This window comes from Trinickia dabaoshanensis, assembly GCF_002879885.1.
GTDB lineage: Bacteria > Pseudomonadota > Gammaproteobacteria > Burkholderiales > Burkholderiaceae > Trinickia > Trinickia dabaoshanensis.
Map to the genome: position 1 here is coordinate 1 of NZ_PNYA01000010.1, position 25,097 is coordinate 25,097.

The 25,097-nt window shown below is 63.3% G+C and carries 19 protein-coding genes; 11 read left to right on the forward strand and 8 right to left on the reverse strand.

Going from position 1 to position 25,097, the window contains the following annotated elements; all coding sequences use genetic code 11:
* Positions 1-134: 134 nt before the first annotated feature.
* From virB5 to C0Z18_RS12335, 11 genes are all read left to right on the forward strand, one after another.
* On the forward strand, positions 135-785 hold the full coding sequence (gene virB5, locus C0Z18_RS12280; RefSeq protein ID WP_408646995.1) for a P-type DNA transfer protein VirB5: 651 nt from the start codon (positions 135-137) through the stop codon (positions 783-785).
* Positions 786-983: 198 nt separating this feature from the next.
* The gene (locus tag C0Z18_RS12290; RefSeq protein WP_102645704.1) at positions 984-1,691 is read left to right on the forward strand and encodes a virB8 family protein; all 708 of its coding nucleotides are present in this window, start codon (positions 984-986) and stop codon (positions 1,689-1,691) included.
* 26 nt (positions 1,692-1,717) lie between these two features.
* A complete protein-coding gene (locus C0Z18_RS12295) occupies positions 1,718-2,530 on the forward strand; it encodes a TrbG/VirB9 family P-type conjugative transfer protein (protein ID WP_102645888.1) in 813 nt (270 codons plus the stop codon).
* Positions 2,523-3,761 (forward strand): type IV secretion system protein VirB10, encoded by a 1,239-nt coding sequence (virB10, locus tag C0Z18_RS12300; RefSeq protein WP_102645705.1) that lies wholly within the window; start codon positions 2,523-2,525, stop codon positions 3,759-3,761. The genes C0Z18_RS12295 and virB10 overlap by 8 nt, the downstream gene beginning before the upstream one ends.
* Complete coding sequence (virB11, locus tag C0Z18_RS12305; RefSeq protein WP_102645706.1) at positions 3,758-4,873, forward strand: P-type DNA transfer ATPase VirB11; 1,116 nt, start codon at positions 3,758-3,760, stop codon at positions 4,871-4,873. Before virB10 ends, virB11 begins: the two co-directional genes overlap by 4 nt.
* 7 nt (positions 4,874-4,880) lie before the next feature.
* Positions 4,881-5,282 (forward strand): hypothetical protein, encoded by a 402-nt coding sequence (locus C0Z18_RS12310; RefSeq protein ID WP_102645707.1) that lies wholly within the window; start codon positions 4,881-4,883, stop codon positions 5,280-5,282.
* The gene (locus C0Z18_RS12315) at positions 5,279-7,015 is read left to right on the forward strand and encodes a type IV secretory system conjugative DNA transfer family protein (RefSeq protein WP_102645708.1); all 1,737 of its coding nucleotides are present in this window, start codon (positions 5,279-5,281) and stop codon (positions 7,013-7,015) included. The genes C0Z18_RS12310 and C0Z18_RS12315 overlap by 4 nt, the downstream gene beginning before the upstream one ends.
* Positions 7,012-8,853: a PriCT-2 domain-containing protein gene (locus C0Z18_RS12320; RefSeq protein ID WP_102645709.1), complete on the forward strand. Its 1,842-nt coding sequence runs from the start codon at positions 7,012-7,014 to the stop codon at positions 8,851-8,853. The genes C0Z18_RS12315 and C0Z18_RS12320 overlap by 4 nt, the downstream gene beginning before the upstream one ends.
* Positions 8,854-8,899: 46 nt before the next feature.
* Positions 8,900-10,411: an LPD7 domain-containing protein gene (locus C0Z18_RS12325; protein ID WP_102645710.1), complete on the forward strand. Its 1,512-nt coding sequence runs from the start codon at positions 8,900-8,902 to the stop codon at positions 10,409-10,411.
* Between the two features lie 14 nt (positions 10,412-10,425).
* The gene (locus C0Z18_RS12330) at positions 10,426-10,962 is read left to right on the forward strand and encodes a plasmid stabilization protein (RefSeq protein ID WP_102645711.1); all 537 of its coding nucleotides are present in this window, start codon (positions 10,426-10,428) and stop codon (positions 10,960-10,962) included.
* Between the two features lies 1 nt (position 10,963).
* A complete protein-coding gene (locus C0Z18_RS12335) occupies positions 10,964-11,977 on the forward strand; it encodes a relaxase/mobilization nuclease domain-containing protein (protein ID WP_146013998.1) in 1,014 nt (337 codons plus the stop codon).
* Between the two features lie 266 nt (positions 11,978-12,243).
* On the opposite strand, the gene C0Z18_RS12340 is transcribed toward C0Z18_RS12335, so the two are convergent.
* From C0Z18_RS12340 to C0Z18_RS12375, 8 genes are all read right to left on the reverse strand, one after another.
* Positions 12,244-12,672 carry a hypothetical protein gene (locus C0Z18_RS12340; RefSeq protein WP_102645712.1) on the reverse strand — a complete coding sequence of 143 codons (429 nt, stop codon included), beginning with the start codon at positions 12,670-12,672 and terminating at the stop codon, positions 12,244-12,246.
* A gap of 350 nt (positions 12,673-13,022) precedes the next feature.
* Entirely contained in the window at positions 13,023-13,625 is a 603-nt protein-coding gene (locus tag C0Z18_RS12345; RefSeq protein WP_102645713.1) for a phosphatase PAP2 family protein, read from the reverse strand.
* A 31-nt stretch (positions 13,626-13,656) separates the two neighbouring features.
* Positions 13,657-14,862, reverse strand: coding sequence for an MFS transporter (locus C0Z18_RS12350; protein ID WP_102645714.1), 1,206 nt, complete (start codon positions 14,860-14,862; stop codon positions 13,657-13,659).
* 143 nt (positions 14,863-15,005) lie between these two features.
* Positions 15,006-15,392 (reverse strand): surface-adhesin E family protein, encoded by a 387-nt coding sequence (locus C0Z18_RS12355; protein ID WP_146013999.1) that lies wholly within the window; start codon positions 15,390-15,392, stop codon positions 15,006-15,008.
* Between the two features lie 171 nt (positions 15,393-15,563).
* Complete coding sequence (locus tag C0Z18_RS12360) at positions 15,564-16,073, reverse strand: DUF2127 domain-containing protein (protein ID WP_102645716.1); 510 nt, start codon at positions 16,071-16,073, stop codon at positions 15,564-15,566.
* A 41-nt stretch (positions 16,074-16,114) separates the two neighbouring features.
* Entirely contained in the window at positions 16,115-18,163 is a 2,049-nt protein-coding gene (locus C0Z18_RS12365) for a VTT domain-containing protein (protein ID WP_102645889.1), read from the reverse strand.
* A 10-nt stretch (positions 18,164-18,173) separates the two neighbouring features.
* Positions 18,174-21,956, reverse strand: coding sequence for an HAD-IC family P-type ATPase (locus C0Z18_RS12370; RefSeq protein WP_233217287.1), 3,783 nt, complete (start codon positions 21,954-21,956; stop codon positions 18,174-18,176).
* A 20-nt stretch (positions 21,957-21,976) separates the two neighbouring features.
* Positions 21,977-25,090, reverse strand: a complete 3,114-nt coding sequence (locus C0Z18_RS12375; protein ID WP_102645718.1) for an efflux RND transporter permease subunit — start codon at positions 25,088-25,090, stop codon at positions 21,977-21,979.
* Positions 25,091-25,097: the final 7 nt, after the last annotated feature.

A 25,097-nucleotide genomic window follows, 5' to 3' on the forward strand; every position in this document is an offset into this window, starting at 1 on the left:
AAGTTCAGGCGGGGGCACGTTGCCCGCCTACCAACGGGTCGCACGCGCGAATCTCGGGCAGCAAGGCATTTGAAGGTGAGGTGGTCATCATGACAGGACGATTCAAGATGGTGGGCGCTGCGATCGTGTGGCTGATGTTTTCTTCTTCGAGCCATGCGCAGGGCATCCCGGTCTTCGACGCGCAGAACGTGCTCCAGGCTATTGCCACTGTCGGACAGCTCGAGCAAGAGGTCCAGCAGGAGATCCAGATTTACCAGTCAACGGTGGGCACTCGTGGCTTTGGCGCGCTGCTTAACAATCCGGTGCTCGCGAACTCGCTGCCGTCAAACTGGCAGAGCGTCTACACCGCTGTACAGAACGGAGGCTATGCCGGGCTCACTGGTAGTGCTCAGGCGCTGCGGTCGGCAAGCGAAATCTATGACTGTGCCGACCAGGCGGGCATCGATCAGCAGGTGTGCCAGCGCGCGCTGAACAAGCCATTTCAGGACAAGGCGTTCGGCATGCAGGCGTACCAGACCGAACTGCAGGAGCTGGACAAAACCCAGAGTCTGATGCAGCAAATCGACGTCACGCAGGATCCGAAAGGCATCGCGGAACTGCAGGCGCGCATTCAGACCGAGACGACGGCGGTCGGCGACGAAATGACGAAACTGCAGCTCTTCAGAATGCTGGCCGACACGGAAGACAAGCTTGTCGCCGAGCAGCAGAGCGAATTGATACTGAGCCGGGCGAGTAATACTGTCCGGCTGCAGGACCAGATGGTACCGGCTTCGTTCGGAAACTGAGGAGGCGGCCATGAGCCTCAACTTTCGAATCCTTCTTTCAATTAGCTTAGTACTACTAATTGATGGATGTGTTTCCGGTCCGCCGAAGCCGGTTCTGCCGGACGGCTCACATCGGGTTCCCATCAACCGTGCGCCGCCTGTTCCGCCCGCGCCCAGTCCGTCCGCGTTGCCACGCGCGTCAGTAGGGGGAGGTGGACGATGAGTGACTTTCACGACTACGGACGCGTGCTTGATATCGAGGCGTCGCTTACGCACTTGCAGGAGCGATCGGAGAGGCGGGCTTGGCATGTCGCTTACGGCGCCGTCGGCGTCGCTGTGCTGAGCGTTGCGGCGCTTGCCGTCATGGTCCCGTTCTACCGCGTCGTTCCGCTGCCGATCGAGGTCGACCGCCTGACGGGAGAAGCGCAGGTGATCGACGTGCTCGACGCACGGCACGTCCATACGAAGGAAATCCAGGACAAGCATTGGGTCGAGGCGTACGTGCGGGAGCGCGAGCGCTACAACTGGGGCCTGCTGCAGATGGATTACGACGACGTGCTCGCAATGAGCGATGACGTGGTCGCGCGCGACTACCGCTCTATCTACAGTGGCCCCGACGCGCTGGATCGGCAGCTCGGACCGAACGTCGAGCGGCGGGTGCGGATTGTCTCGACCACGCTGCCACCGGACGAACCGGGCCACGCGGTCGTCCATATCGAGCGCAGGACGTTCAAGAACGGCGAAGCGAATGCGGAGCCTGCTCAGCGCTTCGTGATCACGCTGGCCTACACCTATCGGCCGCCGGTCTTTACTCGCGAAAGCGTAGCCGTTGCGAATCCGTTTGGGTTCAAGGTCACCGCTTACAGCCGCGATCCGGAATATACGCCGCCTGCCGCGTCGGCAGCCGCAGCCGGAGGGGCGCCATGAAAGCCGACTGGAAAGCGCTTGCCCTGATGTTGCTTTGGCTCATGACTCTGATGATGGCGAGTCCTGTAGCGCGTGCCTATACGGTGCCGGGCTGGTCCGACGATTCGCGGGTGCGGCAGGTCGTCTATCGGTCCGACGCGGTCGTGCGGATCGAGGCGCAGCGCGGCTTCGCTACGCACATCGCTCTCGATCCGCAAGAGCATATTCAGGTAGCGGCGCCCGGCGATCGCGACGGCTGGCAGATCGTCGCGAACAAGGGCGACCACGACGTCTACCTCAAGCCGCAACTCGTAGCACACGATTCGAATCTGGAAATCCGCACCGACAAGCGCAGCTACAGCTTCGACCTTGTTGTGCTGCCCATCAAGGCGAGATTCGGCAACGACGAGGAGATGTACCGCGTGACCTTTGTCTACCCGGACCAGGCGAAAGCGCAGGCACAGGCCCAAAGCGATGCGGCGTTGGTTGCCGAACGGTTGGCGCGGCCACCCGCGGTACGAAACGCCCAGTATTCGATGCAGGTCATGCCGCACTCGGACGATATTGCGCCGACCGCAGCATGGGACGACGGCCAATTCACCTACATTCGCATCCCGGCCAACCGGCGCATTCCGGCGATCTTTCGTGTGGCTGACGATGGAACGGAGAGCACAGTCGACAGGCATATGGAAGGTGACACGATTGTCGTTCACGAGGTGGCCAAGCGCTTCGTGCTCCGTCTGGGCGACGAGGTCGTGGGAATCTGGAATGACGCTTACGACATGGACGGCGTGCCGCCACGTGACGGGACGACTGTCGACGGCGTGAAGCGCGTTTTGCGGAGTCACGATGATGAATGACCCGTTGAACGATCACCGGCCTCGCAACACGATTGAACCGGACGAAGCTGTCGATCGGGGAGCGAATGAGCACGACCGCGATCCGGGTCGGGCGGACGGCGGGTTCGCGGATCGTGGCATGCCGGCACTGGGCCAGTACCGAAGCGCACGCCCACGGGCGTGGTGGCTGACGCCGCTTGTCGTCGTCCTCGTCGCGGGCGCCGGCGCGGTCTGGACGGTCCATACGTTCCTTACCCGTCACGATGCGCAGGCGAAAGCGCGTCGTGACGCGATAGCCGAAGCCGCACCTGCGGGCCGGATATTTAAGGATGTACCTGCATCGGCGGCGAGCACTGCTGCTGAATCAAAGGCGGCGCGAGCAGAAGCGGTGGCCTCTGCGCCCGTCGCGAATCGCATACCCGTCTCGGGCCGGACGCAGCCCGCGCGCAGCTACTACGACGCGCCCCTGCTGGCCACCGGTACGAGGTGCGAGGCGAACGGTCGGGAAGGTGAGCTGCCGACACAAGCAATTTCGGGTGGTGTCGCGGACGGTGCTTCGGCGCTGGGAGCGGGCCGCGCGCTAGGTGCATCGGGACGGAGCGGCACTGGAGCGCTCGCGCAGGCGTTGACGCCGACCGCCACGCCGCGGGCGAGGGCGGGCATGCTTGGCAACCGCAGCCTGATTCTGGCACAGGGCGCAAAAATCGACTGCGCCGGGGACACCGGGTTCGATTCGACAGAAGCGGGGATCTCCACCTGCACGGTGACAAAGAACGTCTATTCCGACGACGGGAAGGTGGTGCTGATCGAGCGCGGCTCGCAGATCAACAGTGAGTATCGCTCGAACCTGTCGCCCGGGCAAAAGCGTGCCTTCATTCTCGCCGCGCGGATCAAGACGCCCAATGGGGTGACTGTCCAGATCGATTCGCCGGTAGCCGACGCGCTCGGTCGCATGGGGATCGACGGCTATGTGGACAACCACTGGGGCCAGCGTATCGGTGCGGCACTGCTGCTTGGCATGACTCAGGACGCGATCGGCTATCTCGCCACACGCGGCGGCAATAGCAACAGCTCGGTCGTTTATCAGAACACCGAGCAGCAGGGCAACGACATGGCCACGCGCGTTCTCGACCGGACGATCAGCATTCCGCCGACGCTCACGCAAAACCAGGGTGCGGAGTTCACGATTGTCGTGGCGCGCGACCTCGATTTCGGAACGGTGTATGCGCTCCAGCCGGAGGGATCGCGATGAATTGCACTGACAGAACAAATCGGATTGACGATAGGGTGCTTGCACGCCTTCCCGACGACGCATCGGTGCGTGAGTTGATGCGGCCGTTTGCGCCGATGCTCGACGACGCCGACGTGACAGAGTTGGTCATCAATCGGCCGCAGCGCGTCCTCACCGAGACCCATCGTGGCTGGCACGGTTACGACTACGCCGATCTCGACTACGAGCGTCTGATGTCCTTCGCGGTGGCTGTGGCGACGCTGACGAACCAGGAGGTGTCCGCCCAGCATCCGGTCCTGTCGGCATTGTTGCCAGGGAACGCGCGTATTCAGATCGTCGTGCCACCGGTTGTTCCATCGCGCACGGTTTCGATCACGATCCGCCGGCCGTCTTCGCGCGAGAAGACGCTCGATGCGTACCGGGAAGAAGGGTTGTTCGACGATACCGTGTGGCGTCGTCCAGACGGTATCGACACCGTGTTGCCGATGTTGCTGCCGCAGGAGCGCAAGCTCGTCCACCACCTCGAAGCACGGGACTGGTGTGCATTTTTCGAGCTGGCGGTGACCTCGCGTCTGAACATCGTCATCGTGGGAAACACAGGTTCCGGCAAAACCAGCCTGATGAAGACGCTGTGCCGCTCGATTGCGTCGACTGAGCGCATCGTCACGATCCAGGACGTCCGGGAAATCTTTCTGCCTCACATCGAGAACTGCGTGCATCTGACGTACAGCAAGGGCGGACACGGTCAGGCACATGTGACGCCGGCCGACCTGATCGCAAGTGCGATGCGCATGCGCCCCGACCGCGTGCTTCTTGCTGAGCTGCGCGGCGCGGAAGCCTACGACTTCCTGAAGCTGCTGACAACGGGCCACGCTGGCTCGATCACAAGCTATCACGCACCGAATGCCACGGTGGCGGTGGAGCGCTTTGCGCTGATGGCCAAGGAACATCCGGAAGCTGCTGCATATGACGATGGGGCGCTCAAGCGCCTGTTATTCCTGACTATCGACGTGGTGGCGCACGTGGAGGCACATGCGCTCTACAACGACGCCGGCGAGCAAGTAGGAAAGCGCTGGGGCATGACGGAAATCTGGTTTGATCCCGTGCGCAAGGCGCGCACGACCTTCGCGTGAGGCCGATATGAACGCGAACGGCAAATCCTTAACAATTGTGAACGGCGCCAGCGCTACCGCTTTCCACGCACGGTCAGCCCTGGTTGCGCTCGCCGTACTGGCGATCGTCGCCGTCAGTGTGCTGGCGTCGATGTGGGCCGCGTCATTCTTCCTCTACGCCAGCCTGCGGTGGAATCCGCTGCATGCCGGTCTATGGGGCTGGCCAGATGCTTTACTCGCGTGCCTGCACGGTCAGATGCCGAACGCCGGACGGCGTCTGGCTGGTGCGGCGCTGCTGGGCGTGCTGACTACGGTGGGCGGTCCGGCGATTGGCTTGTACACCCTGTGGGAAAGTACCGGACGGCGGCGCCTATATGGCAGTGCCCGTTTCGCCAGCGAAGCGGAAATCCGCGCGGCGGGGTTGCTATGAACACGCCAACCAACATCAAGGCACCGGCCTTAGTCGTTGGTGTCTGGCGCGGGCGCTATCTGCGGTTTTACGGTCAGCAATTCGTGCTGCTGGCCGCCCCCGCGCGCTCAGGCAAGGGCGTCGGCATCGTGATCCCGAATCTTTTGACCTACCCCGATTCGGTCGTCGTGCTCGACATCAAGCGCGAAAACTATGCGCTAACCTCGGGGTTCCGCCGCGCGCACGGTCAGGATGTCTATCTGTTCGACCCGTTCGCGGAGGATGCCCGAACCCACCGGTATAACCCGCTGTTGGCGATCTCGGACGGGCTCTTTCGCGTGGGTGACATCCTCGCTATCGGCTACGCGCTGTATCCGGCCGGCGGCCATGATGATTTCTGGAAGGATCAGGCGCGCAACCTTTTTCTCGGCATCGCGCTCTTGCTCTGCGAGTGGCGCGACGCGCGAAGGGCTGGCAAGGGCGCGTCGATACCCGACTATCCCGTCACCATAGGTGAGGTGCTGCGGCAGTCGTCGGGCAATGGCATGCCGGTGAAATCGTATCTGCAGCGCGCGCTGGTCCAGCATCGCGGGCTGCTGAGCGGGTCCTGCGTCGATGCGCTCAATCGCTTCCTGTCGAACGACGACAAGGTGCTGGCGAGCATTCTCGCGACATTCCACGCACCGCTCACGATCTGGGCAAACCCGATCGTCGATGCGGCAACCAGCGCCAACGACTTTGACTTGCGCGACGTGCGCCGGCGGCAGATGTCGATCTATGTCGGGATCACGCCGGACCACCTGTCCGAGGCGGCACTCGTTGTCAATCTGCTGTTCTCACAGCTCGTCAACCTGAACACGAAGCAGTTGCCCGAAGCGGATCCAACGCTGCGTTTTCAGTGTTTGCTGCTGCTCGATGAAATGACGGCGATCGGCAAGATCCATATCATCGCCCGCGCGGTTGCCTACATGGCCGGCTACAACCTGCGGCTGCTTTCCATTGTTCAATCGATCGCACAGTTGGAATCTGTCTACGGTCGGGCCGATGCACGTACGTTCATTACGAACCACGCGATGCAGATCCTTTACGCGCCTCGTGAGCAGAAGGACGCGAACGACTACTCGGAGATGCTCGGGACGTTCACCGAACAGTCGCGAAGCGTCAGCCGCCCAAGTGCGATGTTCGGTGGCCGAGGTGGCGCGAGCGAGAGCCTGTCGGAGCAGCGTCGCCCGCTGTTGCTACCACAGGAACTGAAAGAGCTCGGGCGGGAGAAGGAAATCATCGTCCTCGAGAACACCAAGCCGATCCTGGCCGACAAGATCTGCTACTGGCGCGATGCCGAGTTCGCCTCGCGCATAGTCGCCGCGCCGTCCGTCCCGGCATTGAATCTCGCTCGCTTTACGGCTCAGGTGGAGCGGCGCCTGCGTGAGGTGCAGCCCGAGGACGTCGATTTCGAGGGCGCATGCGACATCCATTTGCCTGCCGAGTATCTGGAAATCCTGCAGGCGTGGGATCCACGCGATTTGCCGCCGAGCCTGTCGGACCTGACTGAAGACGAGGCCACCGCGTATGTCGAGCGGCATTTCATGCTGCTCGGTGTGCCGGCGGAACGCGTCACGCGAGCGACGAGGCGGCTTTCGGTTGCGGACCTTGATGTTGCCGAGTTGCGGCCTGTCCGATCGAGCCGAGCCAAGCGCGGATCGACGTCGCGCGGCGCGTCGAACGTGGTGCCGATCGAGGGAGCACGTCAATGAGCCAGCCCTACGTGGACGAGACGGCGCGCGTGCGTGCTGCGCTGGCGGTGATCCCCGCAGACGACTATGGAACATGGGTCGACATGGCCTTTGCGCTCAAGAGCGGGTTGGGCGATGCCGGCTTTGAGATTTGGGACGAGTGGAGCCGTACCGCCGCCAACTATAACGAGCGCGCCGCCCGCACGACCTGGCGATCGGCGAAGCAGACGGGCGGCAAGACGCTCGCGTCGCTCTTTTGGCTGGCTCGGCAGCACGGCTTCGAGCTCAAACGCTCGGCGTATCCGGATCGGATGGCGACCGCACTGGCGCCGCGCCCCGACGTGCTCGAGCAGCGTTCGCGCGAAGAAGCGCGCCAGCGAGCCCGTCATGCGGCGGTGGCTCGCGAGGCCCAAGCGATCTGGGAGTGGGCGCGGCCGGTCGGTCCTGAACATCCCTATCTCGTGCGCAAGCACCTTGAGCCGGTGCCGACACTACGCGAGCTTGAAGCCCCCGAATTGCATGCGCTACTGGGCTATGTCCCAGCGAGCGAAGCGTGGCCGCTTACCGGACGCGTGCTCGTCGTGCCGTTCTGGATCGGCGAGGCCATGTCGACGCTCGAGCTCATCGACGAGTACGGGCGCAAGTCATCGCTGGCCGGAGGGCTCAAGAAAGGCGGCTACTGGATTGCCGGGGCGCCCCCAAGCAAGGCAGAGCCCGCCAGTCCGATTCTGATCGGCGAAGGGATGGCGACGGTGCTCTCAGCGCATCGCGCGACGGGCTGGGTGGCGCTTGCGAGTCTGTCGAGCGCAACGTTGCCGCAGGTTGCGGCCATTGTGCGAGAGCGATTTCCCGATGTCGAGTTGGTGGTGCTGGGTGACCTTGGCCCAGGCGAAATCAAGGCGCGCGAGGCTGCGCAAGCGTCGCGTGCCTATCTGGCGCTGCCCGTATTCGCGAATGACGCGCGGATTGACGACAAGGTGCCGACCGACTTCAACGACATGGCGGTGCTATCGAGCTTCTCGCGAGTGGGCGATCGTCTTCGAGAGATTGTGTATCGGCATAGCGAGCCGGTGCAGCCGGCGGCACATCTGGAAATTGGCGAGGTGCCGGGCGAACGGAGGGAGGAAGTGATGAGTAACGTGAAAGAAAAGCTGGTGACGGAAGCTCAGGAGCCTTCGCGGCGCCGCGCGTCGAAGCGCGGGGAGCCGAAGCAGGTAACGCCGCCGGAATCGCCCCCTCCGGCGGCGGCCCCAGTAACGACGGAGCCTGCTGCCACGGTGGCACCTGCCGGCGAACCTTCGGCGGCCACTGCGGTCACCTCGCGGCAATTCGCACCGACTCGCCCGCCGGTCGGCGAACCCCTGTTCGCCGTCGCGGATGTGCCGAACGAGGTCAGGGCGCTGGCCGAGCATCGTTTCGGCTCACCGCTGCGGATGGCGACGCCACGCGAGAACGGCGGACCGTACCGCGGCGAAGTCTTCAACACCGAGCACTACCTGATTCAGGAGGTTGCTACGCGCAGCGTAGTGTTCCATCCGAAGGCGCAGATGGAGTTCGTGTCGGAGCGACTGCGATGGATGGATGAGAACGCGCGGCTGAACGGCTCGGAGTTGCAAGTCGGGTATGACGGCGACCACCCGAAAGTCTATCCGTGGGATCGTGCGCGCGACCTGCTGGAACGTACTGTGGGGTCGCTCAAGAAATCCGCGCGGGAACTGAATTTCAGTCCGAACCTCGAGGTGATGCTCGATCAGTTGCAGACGCGATCGTGGGCTCGCATACGCGAGGCCCGTGCGGCGGCGCTTGAGCAGTCGAAGGAGCGGGCCGGGTCGCAGGATCCAAACGGGCCGGATCGGTAACCGCCCGCGAGTCACCAATCGCGGCAAATCAGAACGGAGTCGCACAATGACTGAAATCTCTTCCCCTGCCGATCCGGTCATCAACGTGATCGAGCAAGACATTTTCGGCCGCCCGAGTGTCGCAGGGCAGTCGAGTAGTGAAGGGCGTAACCATCGAATCGACGCGCAGGCGATGGATGCCCTGGCGTCCCGACGCCGTCGCGAGTTTGATGCGGCTCGCGCACGACTACGCGACCAGGCGATCAGAGACGAAGGGCGAGGGCTAGACCCGGATTCACGCGCGGTCGCGGACGATCCGGCAGTAAACGGAGCGGCACGCGTACCCCTGGAGCAGGCGCCCGAGCGGGTGCACAAGCGCTATCTGCGCGTGGGCAACCAGTATTTTTTGAAGGATGCGCCCTATCAACTGGCATTCGAGGATCTGGGCCCCTACCTGATCACCGAGCACAATCGGCCAGACGTGGTGGAATCGATGGTCGACATGGCGGCTGCCAAGTCGTGGCGGCGCATTCGCGTCTCGGGGCACGAAGCATTCCGCAGCGAGGTATGGTTGCAGGCTACGGTGCTCGGGATCGAGGTGAACGGCTATGAGCCGAAGGCGGCGGATCTCGCTCGCCTGGCCGATGCCCGGCAAGCGCGACTGAGCAACCGGATTGAGGCGGATGCTTCGATGGTTGCGGCCGGGACACCTGCGCGTGCCAATGAGAGCAACGCGCCGGCGCCGGCGCCGGTGTCGGGGTCGCTCGCCGAAGCGGCGGCTGTCGCTGCTGGCGCTTCCGACGCATTGGCTTCAGGTGCCCCGTATCGGTACCAGGCTCGAGAGCGTCCGGAAGCACGGTTGTCGGCTGCGAGTGACGAACCCGAAGCTGCACGCCGGTACACGGGGGAACTGCGAGAGCACGGTCACACGCCGTACCAGAACAATCCCGCCCGAAGCGGCTCGTACTACGTGGTATTTCGCGATACCGCGGGCACCGATCAGGTTGTCTGGGGTGTGGATCTCGAGCGCGCGGTTCAAGAGTCGCATGCCCAGCCGGGACAGCGCGTGATTCTCGAGAACCAGGGCCGGCGGCTGGTGACGGTCAAGGCGCCGATCTTCGATGATCAGGGCGTGGTGGTGGGTGAGGAAGAGAAGGACGTATACCGGAACATATGGCAGGTTGACGTTGTTGATCGGCACCGGTCGGCGGCCGCGTCCGAGGTGCGATCAGAACAGGCACCGGATGGTGCTGCGGCACCTAACGCTGCGACGCGTAGGGATAGACGTGAACAGCCACGCTCGACCGTGTCGGACGAAGACAAGGTGTTGCATCTTGCGGTGCTGACTGGCGCTATGCGCGAACAGGGATTCAGTGCAAGGTCGATTTCGCGGGTGCGGCAGCGTGCCGAAGCCATGCTCGATGCGTTTGGCACGGAAGGCGTTTTGATACCGCGACCGCGGGTGTTTGACCCGAAGGCGCCGTCTGAACGTGAGCGCCGCGCGCGTCCAGCGCCGGACCGCTCGCGGACCCGCGAGCTCGAGCTCAAGCCTGCCGAACCGTCGCTACCGGCGCGATAAACGGATTCCTGCGAATGCGTCGCCGCGAACGATTGTGCGTCGAGCTGGCGGGAATGCGCCCGGATTGGGAGGCATGGTGCGTTCGCCGTGGGGTGACCGCCGGCGATGGCGTGCGACAGTTGATCACGGCCGCGCTGGATGCAGAAGAGAGTGGTAGCGTTGCGGCTGTCAGAACAGCGATGCAGCCGAATGCTGTCGATGAGCCGCGTACGCGTATCGAAGTCAGGTTGGCCCGCTCCGAACTTGAGGCAGTGGACAAGCGGGCTGCTGCCGCTGGCTTGAGCAGTAACCGCTGGATCGTGGCGCTCATCCGTGCGCAGTTGACGCGCGAGCCGCAGCTTGGACAAATCGAGATGAGGTTGCTGTCCGACTCGAATCAGCAGCTTGCTGCGGTCAGCCGCTGGCTCGCACCGCTTGCGCGTGACGTAGCGGCGGGACCTTCGACGCCCGACAGGGAACCGAATATCGGGGCGGTTCGGCAACAGATCGACGCGCACCTGCGCGCCGTGGCGGCTGTAATTCGCGCCAATCTTGATCGATGGAGCCGGTGATATGGGTTATCCAAAGATTTACGTCGACGCCATGCTTCTGAACTGGGGCGATCGGTTGTTCCAGGAACCGTTTCGACACGCCCGCGCACAGCGGCTTTCCCGCGCTGGATTGCGCAGCAAAGCGGCGCGCATGCGCGAACAGTTGGCCCGAACGCTTCGGCGCGCCCCAGAAGTCATGGTGAAGATCACCAACAAGGCATCGAGTGCTCAGGGCATGGGCGCAGTGCGACGACACCTGCGTTATATCTCTCGCAATGGGCGGGTCGAGCTTGAAGACCAGAACGGAGACAGGATCGTAGGCGCGCAGGCGGTGCGCGATCTCGCGCGGACGTGGCAGTTGGGCGGATGGGGAATACCCGAGACCAGTCACCGTCGCGAGGTGTTCAATGTCCTTCTATCGATGCCACCGGGAACCAACCGGCAAGCAGTGCGCGATGCTGCTCGGGATTTTGCGGCGCTCGAGTTCGGCGATGGGCGTGCGTATGTGTTCGCTGCACACGATGACGAGGCCCATCCGCACGTGCATTTGAGCGTGCAAGTGAGGGGGCCGGATGGGCGCCGGCTCAATCCGCGCAAACAGGATTTGCGGCGCTGGCGCGAGCGATTTGCGGAACAGCTGCGCGAGCACGGTGTCGACGCAAACGCGACGCTCCGGCGCACGCGCGGCGTCACGCAACGATATCCCGGTCAGGGCGTCACGCACATGCTCGCGCGCGGTGAAATCCCCATGTACTGGCGCGCCGTCGCAACTGAGGAAGAGCGGCAGGCGGGTTGGAAATCCCACGACGGCATATTTGCTGCATGGCGGGAAGTGGCGCGCTCGATGGCGGCGTCGCCTGTCAGGGAAGATCGGGCTATGGCAGCCGGCATTGTGGACTTTGTGCGTGCCATGCCGGTGCAGCAGCATGTTTCCCTTCCTGAGCTTCGGCCCCAAACGGCACCGAATCGGGGAGATCCTGCCGTACCTGAGCGCGACCATCGGCATGGCGGCCCGGACTCGGGCGTCGAGCGCTGATCCAGACGGAAACATGTACTGCGCAGATCAATGGGCCTCGGTGTCTTATCGCCCTCAAGGCGGTACGGCGCACGCGGTCGCGATGTCCTCGGCCGGGTAGTTCCTATGGCAGGGCATCCATCTTTGCTCACTGCGGATTGGCGCGCGACCGCGAGCGGCATCGCGGACATGCTGACTTCCGCACGGGCTGCGGCGAGGCGGAATATGCCGGCCTGTTCTTGCGTGCGTTCATCAGTGTTTGATGGAGGGGCTCAACCGCGAGACGTTCACGGATCGATGAGCCATGCAGGCGCGCCCCTGTACGTCGCAAAGAGCAGGAAAAGCAAGGCGATGACGAGAAGCGGTATGCCATAGAGCGCCACGGGGAAAAACAGCATGAGTTGGAGCGACGACACGCCGATGCCGTATACGACGTTCGTTTCGCGAACGTTTTCGTATATCAGCCTTGTGACGGCCGCGATGCCCAAGGCCACCAGGACAATTCCACCATACGCCGGCGCGTGATGGAGTGGGGCGGTCGCCCACGCGTAATATCCCCACCAAACGAGATTGATCGCGATGGCTGCGAGCCAGAAGCCTCGCATACTGAAAATGCTGCAGCCGAACTTGCGTCGGCAGTGGAGATTCAGCTGCTGGATTCCTTTGGCAACTACAAGCAGGATTCCCACGACGATGGCAAGTTTGAGCAAAACCATGTGGTGTTCATCCTTCGATGAGAAGCGTGACTGCCGGTAATTCGGGAGGGGAGGATAACGCATCGCCGTTCGAGACAATTTTTTTCTGCCTCATATTCAATATAGCCGGTCGTGCCGTGAATGCAATGAACGGTCGCAGACTTCGCGTTATGCGATCGTAGGCGGCCGTCAAGAGTTAGTCGACGACTCTGTCGGACAGACTTCGGACTGCCGGTCCGCATCGGTATGCGGCCACATGAACGAGTGCGACGCCCTTTGCGCCGGCGCGCGGATCAGCGCGGTTGAAATGCGAGGAGCACGTGCTCGTCTGAAATCGCTGCCGCCGTTGTGCTTTCGGCAAAAAAGGGTCTTTATGGCCGCAACCAACCCCGACCTATCGGCCCAGCGAATACCTTGCGGTACACTGCAATTAATGCCTGAGAGAAAACGTCGCCCCCAAGTCGCCACAGCGGTGCGCTGAGAACGTAGGTCAACCAGGCGATCATCGCCGCTCCGGCCATGTCAAACGGGAAGTGCACACCGACAAACACGCGCGCCCAGGCGATCGCGATATCGACAGCGAGGGCAAGCATGCCGAGCAGTCGCCTCCCGCTGTAGAAGAACGTAAAGGATATTGCCGAAAGCAGCGTAGCGTGATCGCTTGGAAACGACGAGTCAGGTGCGTGCGTCAAGAATGTGTGCCCCAGCCCGATTGCGAATGGTCGAGGGTGATACCAAGCCATGCCAATCAACTGGTTGATGCCAAGTGCCACAAAGCCAACGAAAGCCGCATGAACAGCGATTCCTCGCCGATTGTCTCCGCCTACCAGCCACATGCAGACAAGCATAATTGGAACTGCCCAGATCGCGTAGTTTGCAATGAACACGCTCGCAGCGATGAGCCAGTGCGGCGTGGCTGGCGTGGCGTTGATCTGAAGAAAAATGGCTTGATTAAATGCTTCGATTGTTTCCATTTCAGACTAATGTAGTGAAGATGTGGGTATGTCAGCGCGTGTGCTTTGTCAGGCTTGGCGCAAAGCCGCACATGGCCAGAGGAACGACCGCCAGCGCGGCCCCAACGTAAAACGTCGTCGATGCGCCGTGGCGATCCCAGAGCCAGCCGGCGATGACGCTCGCGAGTAGCATGCAGATGCCGCTCGCGAGATTAAAGACGCCAAACGCGCTCCCGCGCAGTGTCTGCGGTGCGGTTTCGGCCACCATCGCGGCGAGAATGCCCTGTGTGAAACCCATGTGCACGCCCCACAGGGCAACGCCGAGGAGCACCATGCCGATCGACGTGCTGGTGCCCAGTACCAAATCTGCTGCGATCAGAAGAACCAGCCCGCAGGCGAGGAGAATTCTGCGATCGATGCGATCCGACAGTGCACCTGCTGGATACGCGGAGAGCGAATAGGCGAGGCTCATGACCACCATCACGCCGGGAATCCATGCGACGTTCAATCCTGTCTGCTTGGCGCGCAGCACGAGGAACGCTTCGCTGAAGCGAGTCAGCGTGAAAGCAGCACCGATCGCGACCACAAACCAGTAGCGGCCGGGGAATTCGGGCAGTGCTCGCCAGTGCAGCGGGGATCGGAAGCGGCGAGACGCGCCCGCATGGACCGGCTCTTCGATGCCAAAGAGGATCAAGCCGACCGCAATGAATGCAGGCACGACCGCAAACCACAGGACGGTGCGGATATGATCGGCGAACCAGAGCATCAATACGATGGCGACGAGCGGGCCGGCAAACGCACCGATTGTGTCCATCGACTGCCGAAGGCCGAAGCAGGCTCCGCGGATTTCCGGTGGAGCGATATCGGCGACGAGTGCATCACGCGGGGCGCCGCGGATACCCTTGCCGACGCGATCGAGCAGACGTGCGGTCACGACGATCGCGGGCGTGCTTGCAAGCGGGAAAAGCGGCTTGGTGAACGCGGCCAGCCCGTAGCCGAGCAACAGCAGCGCCTTGCGCTTGCCAAGCCAATCACTCACGGGGCCCGAGAAGATCTTGACGATCATCGCAGTTGATTCGGCCGCTCCCTCGAGCAAACCGAGTGCCGTGACGCTCATGCCCATCGTGGTGACGAGAAAGATGGGCAACAACGCATGAATCAGCTCGGACGACAGATCCATGAAGAGGCTGACAAGCCCAAGCATTCGGACCGCACGAGGGATAGGGACGCGGGCGCTGGCAGAGGTATCAGGTGTCATCGTTCGTTATCGAGAAAGAGAGGTGCTGCCACTGATCAATCGGCGAGACATGGCCTCATCGTCGGTCTGGAAGCCGCATGTGATGCTGCAAGTGATGCTGCAAGTGATGCAAGCGTCGGTCGTCATACACCCAACTATTTTCCTCACCGATTGTCACTTTCTGCCCCACATACCGCCCTCGAAACAGCGTCAATCTTGCTCGAGCCAAGAATGGGCTCGAGTTTGCCCACGGAACCGCCGAACTGCGATAGCACCTTTCCGGAGGCATCGAGGAACTTGCCGCCCGCAATGCCATAGCGCGCGTTCTTGCAGTCCAGCACGAAAAGCGTCATGTCCGCCGTGTAGTGAACCTCAACATCCGTCTGGGGTGACGAATAGAGCGTCTTCGTCCAGACGCTGATGAGACCATGCGCGTCCTTCTTCAAAGAGCCAGCATCCACGAAGACTTGGACATCGGGGCTTGCGGCCACGCGCACCCAGGCTGGCTGTGCGATTGCGTCGATTGCGGTGATGAAGAGGATCGTCGCCAAGAAGAGGCCTCGTCGCTGCCTCGTCGCTGCCACGTCGCGACGAGGCGAACAATGCGCAGGGGGGGCACGCGGCGCGGGTCGAAGATCGCATCGAAGTCGTTCGTGTCTCGATATGTTGTCAGCGGACTCCCCGAATGGTGCTTGCCGAGAGCCGCACGAAACCGGATTCAATCAAGAGCCTGCCGGGGCGATTCTCCGCTCGTTTCGGAGATATCGGTACTCGTGCCACGTGAGCGCGATAATGACGACGTCCAGGGCCGTGATGAGCAGCAACCATATTGAATGCGTGAAGGTGTATCGGTAAAGTTGGTAGACGATGAACGCACCGAATACGACTATTGAGACGGGGTAATACCAAAGTCTCTCTCGCAGTAGACCGACGATCAGCCACAGTTTGATCACGCCGTGTCCGAGCAGATAGACGGCCGCGAATTCCCGGGTGCCGATTGAAAGATGCTGTACCGTATGGAGGAGAAGGTTGGCCACGAGATCGTGCGGATCTTCGACGAACTCTTCCCTGGTGACCCAAAGCACGAGCGTCAGAAAAAGTTGCTGCGGAATGAAATAGGCAGCAACACCAGCGAGGATTTCCGAAAGCGCGAAAGCAGCCTTGAACCACAGGCTTACCTCGAAGACCAGATGGATCTTCTTTTCATCGAGAAATGTGTTCAAGCGAATCACGAGGGTCTCTCCAATGGTTCATAGCGAGCGTTGCATCAGCCTCATTCATACCCCGGCGTGTCGGTGTTGGATGCGCCAGACGCTCCTGGTAGCACCAGCACCGCATCTCGAATCCGATTGTTTTCCGTTATCGAGCGGATCGCGGACCGGCCGCGTAGGTCGAGCAGCGTGACGATCGTCGCGGTGCTCGTGATGTTCTGCGTGGACGCCAGTATGGAAAGATGCGCGGGCCGAGACAGCGTTTCATGGTAGACGGCTCCGTACCAAAGCGGCTCCGCGCCTTGGGCGCTCTGAACGACGTAATGCGATGGCCAAAGGCGCAGCACAAACCTGCCGTCGGGCGAATCCGGTTCAGTACGTATGAACGTGAGCTGTGAGTTTTCCCCTCGCGAGTATTTCGGTAGCATGGGCAATTGAGTCGGCTGGGTCTGGGGCAGCAGCCAGCCCAATGCCGAGTGCACCGACCACGCGGGCGCTGCCAGCCAGCCAATTTGCTGCAAGCGCTGCTCGATAGTCCCGGTGCTTGCTGGCCATTGCAGCGATAGTGGCTCTTCCTCGTCGCCGCTGATCTCTGTGCGTCTTGCCGGAAGCCGCTGCCAGCCGGTGTCCATCCACTCGCCGATCTTCAATGAAGTGACCGTCACCGTGGAAGGGGGCGATGACACCTCGATCGACTGGAGCCCCGCCGGAACAGCCCACGATCCCGCGATGGCCAACGAGCCGATTACGACGAGGGCCACGCCCTTGGGGTGCATGTTGTCCCGGACATGCCAGAACGCATAAGCCCCACCCAGTATGGCGAACCATGCCAACCCAAGCGCCCAGCCCCCCAGTAACCCGCTCAGCCAGGTTTTACCTAAGTAGAGGTCCGCAAGGCCGCCAACGACGATCCAGAGCGCGATGGCAATTGCGACGGCGGTACGCCACGATATCGCTTGCCGACGCGAGATCGCCCACCCCAGAAACGCGTACACGAGAATGTTGAAAGCCGCCTGTCCATCCGGCAGTGGCGTATGCGGAGCGTTAGGGTGCCAGTCGAGGGGCAACGCACCTCCCGATTTTGCCCAATCGAAGGGTGACAGCACGACGGCTATTCCTACCAAAATGATCCACCAGACCGCCGTCTTCCAGCTTCGCCTCAGGACAAACCATACCAGCACGGCAGACGCCATCGCGAAACCGACGACGCGACCATTCAACGCAGCGATGCTTGCCATCACCGCGTCGGCCGGCGTTGCATGCAGCGATTGCAGGAACGTATAAAGTGATGTATCAGCCCGCATCAGCGGATCGTTGGCAATCACGTCCTGCAAGACGCCACCGAAGAGCCATACACTGGCAATAAGGAGCAAGGCGAATGCCGAAACGGTAGGGAACTCAGGATCGTCGAGTTTGATGACTCGTTGTACGCGGTCTCCGAACCGGGGGAAGCGACGCGCCATCACGAGCATCGCGTGCCGCGCGGTGTGCTTCGCGGCGGGAATCCCTCGCGTGATCGTCAGTCGAGCCAAGCGGACGACGAGGTAAAGCAGTACCACGAGAAGAATCAGCGCAGCGGCCAGGCGCGTGCTGACCGCTTCCGCCAAGGCGGCCGACGCGCCGAAGACGATACCGGGTATGAGATTGATCGGCGCCCAGATCACCGCTGAGACGACGTTGGCGGAGTAAAACCTCAACCGCCCCAGATGCGCGGTGCCGACCAGAAGCGGCACGATAGAACGCACCGGTGCGAAGAATCGGGCGAGCAAGAGGCTCCTGCCCCCGTGCCGCTTGACGAACTGCTCACCGCGCACCCAACGGACCTCATGCCCCTTCGCCTGGAACCATGAGCGGACCTTGCCGTGAAAGCGGCGGCCCAATTCGTAGCTCAGACCGTCACCCACGATTCCACCCAGAGCGGACAACGCGATCGTCAGCCACCCGTCGAGCACCCCCGCACCGACGAGGGCGCCCGCGAAAAACATGACGATACTCGCCGGCACCATCGCGATCGTACCCACAACTGCGATCGCTTCGGCAGCCGCGATGGCAAATACCACGGCCAATACGAGAAAGGGGTGGTTGCTGATCGATACAAGCCAGGTATGCATGGACATCTCCTTATCCACACGTGCCGTTTGGTATGTATTGTGGCGTCCGATTACCCGCCGCATCAGGGAGTGTTACGGTGCAGAGGAGCCATACACGCCCATCCCAGCGCTGGAAAGCAGCGCTGACCGGATCGTCCCGTGTAACGCCCTGCGCACCGGCGAATTGCCTCGCGAACGCGGCGGCCGGCACCGTGAAGTCCTCGTCGGGCGACTGAACCGAGAACGACCACGCGATTCCTGTCGTGGGAAGTTCGCGCGTCACCGTACCCGTCCAGATCGGAACGGTACCGTGCGTCGAGCCGGGCAGCGCCATCTCAGCGGCCGGCCAGAGCCGCAACACGAGCAGCGTGCCTCGCGCCCCGTCGGAAAAGCGGACGAACGCCATTGCGGGAACTGCGCCCTCGTGGAACTCAAGCGCAATGGCGGGTGCCGCCCGCACGCCGCGCGTTGCCGGCGCGGCAGGCCAGGCCAGGTTGCTGCGGGCCGCCTGCCACCCGTTCGCTTCCATCACGCGTTCGATCGTCCGCGCGGTGGCGGCCCACTGGACGTTGAACGGCTCATCGATTCTGCCGACCGCCGCCACGCGCCCGACCGGCAGCGTTTGCCACGCGCCCCCTCGCCACTGGGTAGCCGTCATCCGCTCGACCCGCTCGACCGGGCGGTAAAGCACGACGTCCACCGCGTGGCGTCGCACGATATGCAGCGTGGCGCCGGCCAGCAACGTCAACGCGACGAGCACCATCAGCCGCTTCGCGCCGATCGGCTCGATGGTCCGAAGCGAATAGCCGACGGCGAGCACGGTGACCCAGGCGAGCCCAAAGCTCAGGCCAGCGACAACATCGGAGACCCAATGCACCCCCAGATAGAGGCGCGACGCCGCAATGAGCGAGACGGCCACCGCGGTGACGAGCACGATGGCCGTTCGCTGCCGATGTCGCTGCCCGTCGCACAGCAGGAACGCGAGGAATCCGTACGTGACGATGGCGAGCGTCGCGTGACTGCTCGGGAACGAAAAGCTCTCGGCACCGCTCGCGAACGGGTTCGGGCGGACGCGATGCAGCGCCAGCTTCAGGAGCTTGACGATGACCTCCGCACCGCCCACCGCGGCCAGCCAGTAGATCGCGGCGCGCCATCGCCGGTGCCACACGAACCACGACAGGACGACCAGCACGACGGGGACCACGACGGCGGCGTCGCCTAGCTCGGACATGGCGGTCATCCACGCGTCGAGCGGCGGTGTGCGGACGTGCTGCAGCGTGCGATAGACAATGAGGTCCGCCTGCATCAGTGGGTCCTTCGACAGCACGTCTTCCAGCACGCCGAGGAACAGCCACGCGCTGCCGCCGAATATCAGCACCGATATGGGGATGAGCGCCTTGTGCCGACGCCACAACGCCAGCAAGGCGCGTGTCGCCGACAGGATCGGCGGTTCGGCAGGAAGCACCGGAGATTTCTGGATGGCGTCGGAACGTGACGTTACCCCACGCAGCGCGGAGCACGCCAATACGATCATGCCGATCGCCCCTAGCCAGATGCGCAGCGGAAGCGGTTCGAGCGCAAAGAAGGCGCGCAAGAGCGCCGTGCTTGCGACTACTACAAAGGATGCGGCCATCGCCGCAACGATGCCGACGCGCAGGCGGGTCAGCGGCCGCACCAGCAGAGCGACGATCCACAGCGCGATGCCGAACAGCGTCAACGTTGCCGCGCTGCGTGCCTGTTCGAGCGTGCCGTGCAGGTAGCTGAGCGTGACGGAATACGCGGCGAACGTCGCGATCGCCGCGAGGACGCCCGCCGGCACCGTGAAGCGCAGCACGCGCTCTACGAAGCCGCGGCGCGCGCGTTCCGCGGTCGGTTCGAGCGAGAGAAAGAACGCCGGGATGCCGATGGTAAGCGAACCGACGAGCGTCAGGTGTCGCGGCAAGAATGGAAATGCGAGATCGGCGACGCCGATCGCAAACGCGAGCAGCATCACGTAGACGGTCTTGGTCACGACCAGGTTCGCGACCCGTTCGACGTTGCCGATCACGCGCCGGCCTTCGTTGACGATCGACGGCAGGCTCGCGAAGCGATTATCGGTCAGCACGGCCTGGGCCACCGCCGCCGCCGCGCCGCTGCCGCCCCCCATCGCGATGCCGATGTCGGACTCCTTGAGCGCGAGCAGGTCGTTCACGCCGTCGCCGATCATCGCGACCACATGGCCGCGGGCGCGCAGCGCCGTCACCATCGCCGCCTTCAGGGTTGGCGAGACGCGGCCGAACACGGTCTCTCGCTCCATCACGTCGCCGAGCTGGCTGGCGCTTTCCGGCAGCGTGCGCGCGTCAATGCCGGCTCCGGTGCCGGCGATGCCCGCGCGCTGCGCGACTTCGGCGGCCGTGTCCGGATGATCTCCGGAGATCACCTTGAGCGACACGCCCTGCGCGGCAAAGTAAGCGACGGTTGACTGCGCATCGGCACGGATGCGCTCCGCGAGCAGCACCAGCGCGACGGGTGTGATCGCATCGGGCAGCCCGTCCGCGACGAGGGCCGCGTCGGACCGTGCGAGCAGCAGCACCCTGCGGCCTTCGCGCGCATGGGCGGACACGGTCCGGCGCAGTTCGTCCGCGGCCGCCGTCCCGCCGAGCAGAACATCCGGCGCGCCCAGTAGCCACGTGCCATGGCCGTCAAACGACGCACTCGCCCATTTCCTGGCCGACGAGAACGGGACGGCATGGGTCGCATGCCATGCCGGCGATGCGTCGCAGCCCGCCGCAATCGCGCGCAGCGTCGCGTTCGGTGCGGGATCGCTCCGCACCAGCGCGCTGAGCGCATCGTGGGCATCGGCGTCGCCGTCAAGGCGTTCCAGGCGCTCCATGACAGGCTCCCCTTCCGTCAGCGTGCCGGTCTTGTCGAGACAGAGCACGTCCACACGCGCGAGGGTCTCGATGGCGGGCAGTTCCTGCATGAGGGCGCCACGTTGCGCCAGCCGTACCGCACCGATGGCGAGCGCCACGCTCGTCAGCAATACCAGCCCTTCGGGCACCATGCCGGCGACCCCGCCCGCGGAATAGAGCAGCGCCTCATTGAGCGACGTGCCCCGCAGCAACTGGGTCGCCACCATCAACGCCGACAGCGGCACGATCACCCAGCCGACGTAGCGCAGCATGCGATTAATGCCGGCGCTCAGTTCCGACTGCGGCGGCACGAAACGCCGTGCCTGCGCCGCGAGCTGGTGGGCCCAGGCGTCGCGTCCGACCCGCGTGGCCCGAACCCATCCCTGCCCGGCGACGACGAAGCTGCCCGACAGCAACTCGGATTCGGGCGTTTTGGTCTGCGGTTCGGATTCTCCCGTCAGCAGGGATTCATCGATCTCGAGCCCGTTCGCCGCGCACACGACGCCATCGACGACAATCTGGTCGCCTCGTTCGACGGCGATCAGGTCGTCCTTCACGATGTCGCCCAGCAAGACCTCGATCGTCTGCCCCTCGCGGCGTACTCGCGCATGCGGCTGGTGCAGCAGCGCGAGCCGGTCGAGCTGACGTTTCGCCCGCCACTCCTGAACGATCCCGATGAGCGAGTTCGTGATCAGCACGCCGCCAAAGAGCGCATCCTGCCAGGGGCCGACGGCAAGCACCACGGCGCATAGCGTGCCTAAAAGCGCGTTGAAGCGCGTGAACATGTTGGCGCGCACGATCTCGCCAAGGCTGCGGCTCGTCTGCCGCCGGACGCGGTTGATCTCGCCGCGGCTTCGGCGTTCGGCCACCTCGGCCACGCTGAGGCCGTTCGGAAGATCCGCCATCGCCGGCTGCTCAGTCACTTGTCGTCTCTCGGTTCGACTCACGCAGGCGCGGGGCCGGGTTCTGCCAGCGTGTCGCGCTCAAAACGCCCGTAACGCAACGTCAGGGTCGGCAGCACGATCAGGTTGAGCGCGGTCGACGTGATCAGGCCGCCGAGAATGACGATTGCCATCGGCCCCTCGATTTCGTTACCTGCCGCTCCGCTCGTCAAGGCGAGCGGAGCCAGCGCGAGCGCGGTGACGAGCGCGGTCATCAGAATCGGCACCAGACGCTCGGATGCCCCGCGCACCGCCGTATCCATGTTCCACGTCAACTGATCGATATGCACCAGGTGCTCATAGTGGCTGATCAGCATGATCGAGTTTCGCAGTGAGATGCCAAACAATGTGACGAAGCCCACCATACCACCGAGCGACAGGTTCGCCCCCGTCAGCACGACGCTCAGCACCCCGCCGACAAGTGCAAAGGGCAGGTTGACCATGACGAGCAACACGCCGCGGCGGCTTTTCATTGCGAGGAACAGCAGCAGCGCGATGCCGATCAGCGAAATCCCCCCGTATGCAAGCAAGTCGCGCTGCGATTGCGCACGCGCCTCGCTCTCTCCGCTGAAGACGGCGTAGGTGCCCGGCGGCATTTTGATCTCGCGGTTCACGCGCGCCTGGGCTTCATTGACGAAATCACTGGCCGGCCGGCTGCCGAGATTGACTGACACCGTTTGCACGCGCTGGCCGCCGTCGTGAGTGATCTGATAGCGGCCGGCGACCTGGCGGATCGTCGCAAGTGTGCTCAGCGGAACGGAAAACCCGTCTGCATTGCGCACCATGAGCTTCCCGATGTCGCCGACCGTCTTGCGCTGCGCCGGGTCGAGCACCACCGCGACGTCATAGGTGCGGCTGCCCTTGTAGATCTGCGATACCGTTGCGCCCGCATAGGCGGCCTGGAGCGTATCGAGCACTTCGACGGGCCGGAAGCCCCAGCGGCTCAACACGTCCGGCTTGAGCTTCACGTCGAGCTCGGGTATGCCGGGAGGCGAATCCACCCGCACGCTGGCAACGCCGTGGATCGTGCCGATCAGCTGAGCGATCTGCTGCGCCGTGCGATCGATGACGTCCAGATTGTTGCCGAACACTTTCACGACCACCGGGGCCGTCGTACCCGAAATGGTTTCGTCGATACGTTCCTCAAGAAACGTGTTGACCGACGTGCTCAGGCCCGGGAAGCGCGCCAGCGCCTGGCGAATCCGATAGAGCGCCCAGTTTTGGCCCGATGCGCCCATCGGCTTCAAATCGACCTCGAACTCGGAGAGCTGCACGCCGGTCGGATCGACCACACCGTTCGCGCGGCCTGCGCGCTGCGCCACGAGACGCACGCCGGGCACCTGCATCAATGCCTTCGATACCTGCGTGCCGATCCGCATCGATTCCGCGAGCGATGTGCCGGGCTCGAGCCCCATGTGGACGATGTAATGGCCTTCGCGCAGTTGTGGAATGAAATTCCCGCTCAAGAACGGCAACGACGCGAGCGCAGCGACACACATTAGTGCCACCATCACCATGACCCCCTTCACATGCTGCTCGACCTTCGTCAGCAGCGCGATATAACGCGCCTTCAGGCGCGCAACGAGACGTGGTTCATGCTCGGGCAAAGGCCCTCTCGCCAGCAGTGCGAGCGCCATTGCCGGCGTGAGCGTCAATGCGACCCCGAGCGACGCGAGCACGGCCAGTATGTAGGCAATGCCGAGTGGCGCGAAGAGCCGCCCGCCGACGCCCGAGAGCGTGAGCACGGGCAGGAAGATCAGCATCACGATGAAAGTGGCGAACACCACGGCGCTACGGACTTCGAGTGAAGCACGCAGCACGACGCGAAACGCGGGCAGCGGCTGAGCCGACTTGCGGTTCTCCCGCAAGCGGCGAAAAATGTTCTCGACGTCGATGATCGCATCGTCCACCACCTCGCCGAGCGCGATCGCGAGGCCGCCCAAGGTCATTGTGTTCAGACTCACGCCGAACTTGGTCAGCACGATGATCGCAACCAGCAGCGATAGGGGAATCGCCACGGCCGAAATCACCGCGGTGCGCACGTTGAGCAGGAACAGGAACAGCACTGCAATCACAAGCACTGCGCCCACGAGCAGCGCGTTGCGCAAGTGACCGACCGCCGCGTCGATGAAATTGGCGGGCCGGAAGACGTTCGCGGTCACGTCGACACCTTGCCGTGCGAGCGCCGGCTTGAGTCCGACGAGCGCATTTTCGATGTCATTCGTCACGGCCAACGTGTTGGTGCCATACTGGCTTTCCAGCACGACCATCACGCCGGGCTTGCCCATGATCGAAGCCGCTCCGACAGGCGGTGCACTGCCCCACGCCACGTTCGCGACATCGCCGAGACGAACCGCCGCCCCGTTGCTCGAACGGAGTACGACGCCAGCCAGTTTCTCCGGCGTAGCGATCTGGCCATCGGCATTGACGGCGATGCGCTGATTCGTGTTCTCGATGAATCCGGCGCCACGCACCCCAGTGGCTTGACGGGCTGCGGCAATCACGTCCTGAATCGACAGTCCATAGCGCATCAACTTCGCGGGGTCGACCTGGATCTGCATTTGGGGCGTCTCGCCACCGAACACGATGACATCGGCCACGCCGGGAACGCTCAGCAACTGCGGCTTGACGGTCCAATTTGCGATGTCGTAGAGGTCCGCGAGCGAGCGCGTCTTCGACGTGAGGCCGATGATGCGCACGACGCTCGTCGTGGTAGTGAGCGGCAAAAGCCGCGGCGGCTTGACGCCCGCAGGCAGCGTGGCCGCGAGCCCATTGATGCGCTCGGTGACGAGCTGCCGCACCTGCATCACGTTTGCATGGTCATCGAAGACGAGCGTGATCGCTGAGAGGCCCTGCATTGACCTCGACCGCATTGACTGCAGACCGACCATGCCGCCGAGGGCGTTTTCGAGCGGCTGCGTAACGAGCGTTTCTACCTGCTCGCTGGTCATACCCGGCGCTCCGGTCTGCACGATGCTCATCGGCGGTGCGAATTCGGGAAAGACATCGAGCTTGGCACGTGTCAGCGTAAAGAGCCCGTAGCCGGCCGCGATAACGGCCAGCGCGTAGATGACGCCGCGAAAGCGCAGCGAAAAGCGGATGATCGCGTTGAGCATGGGACGT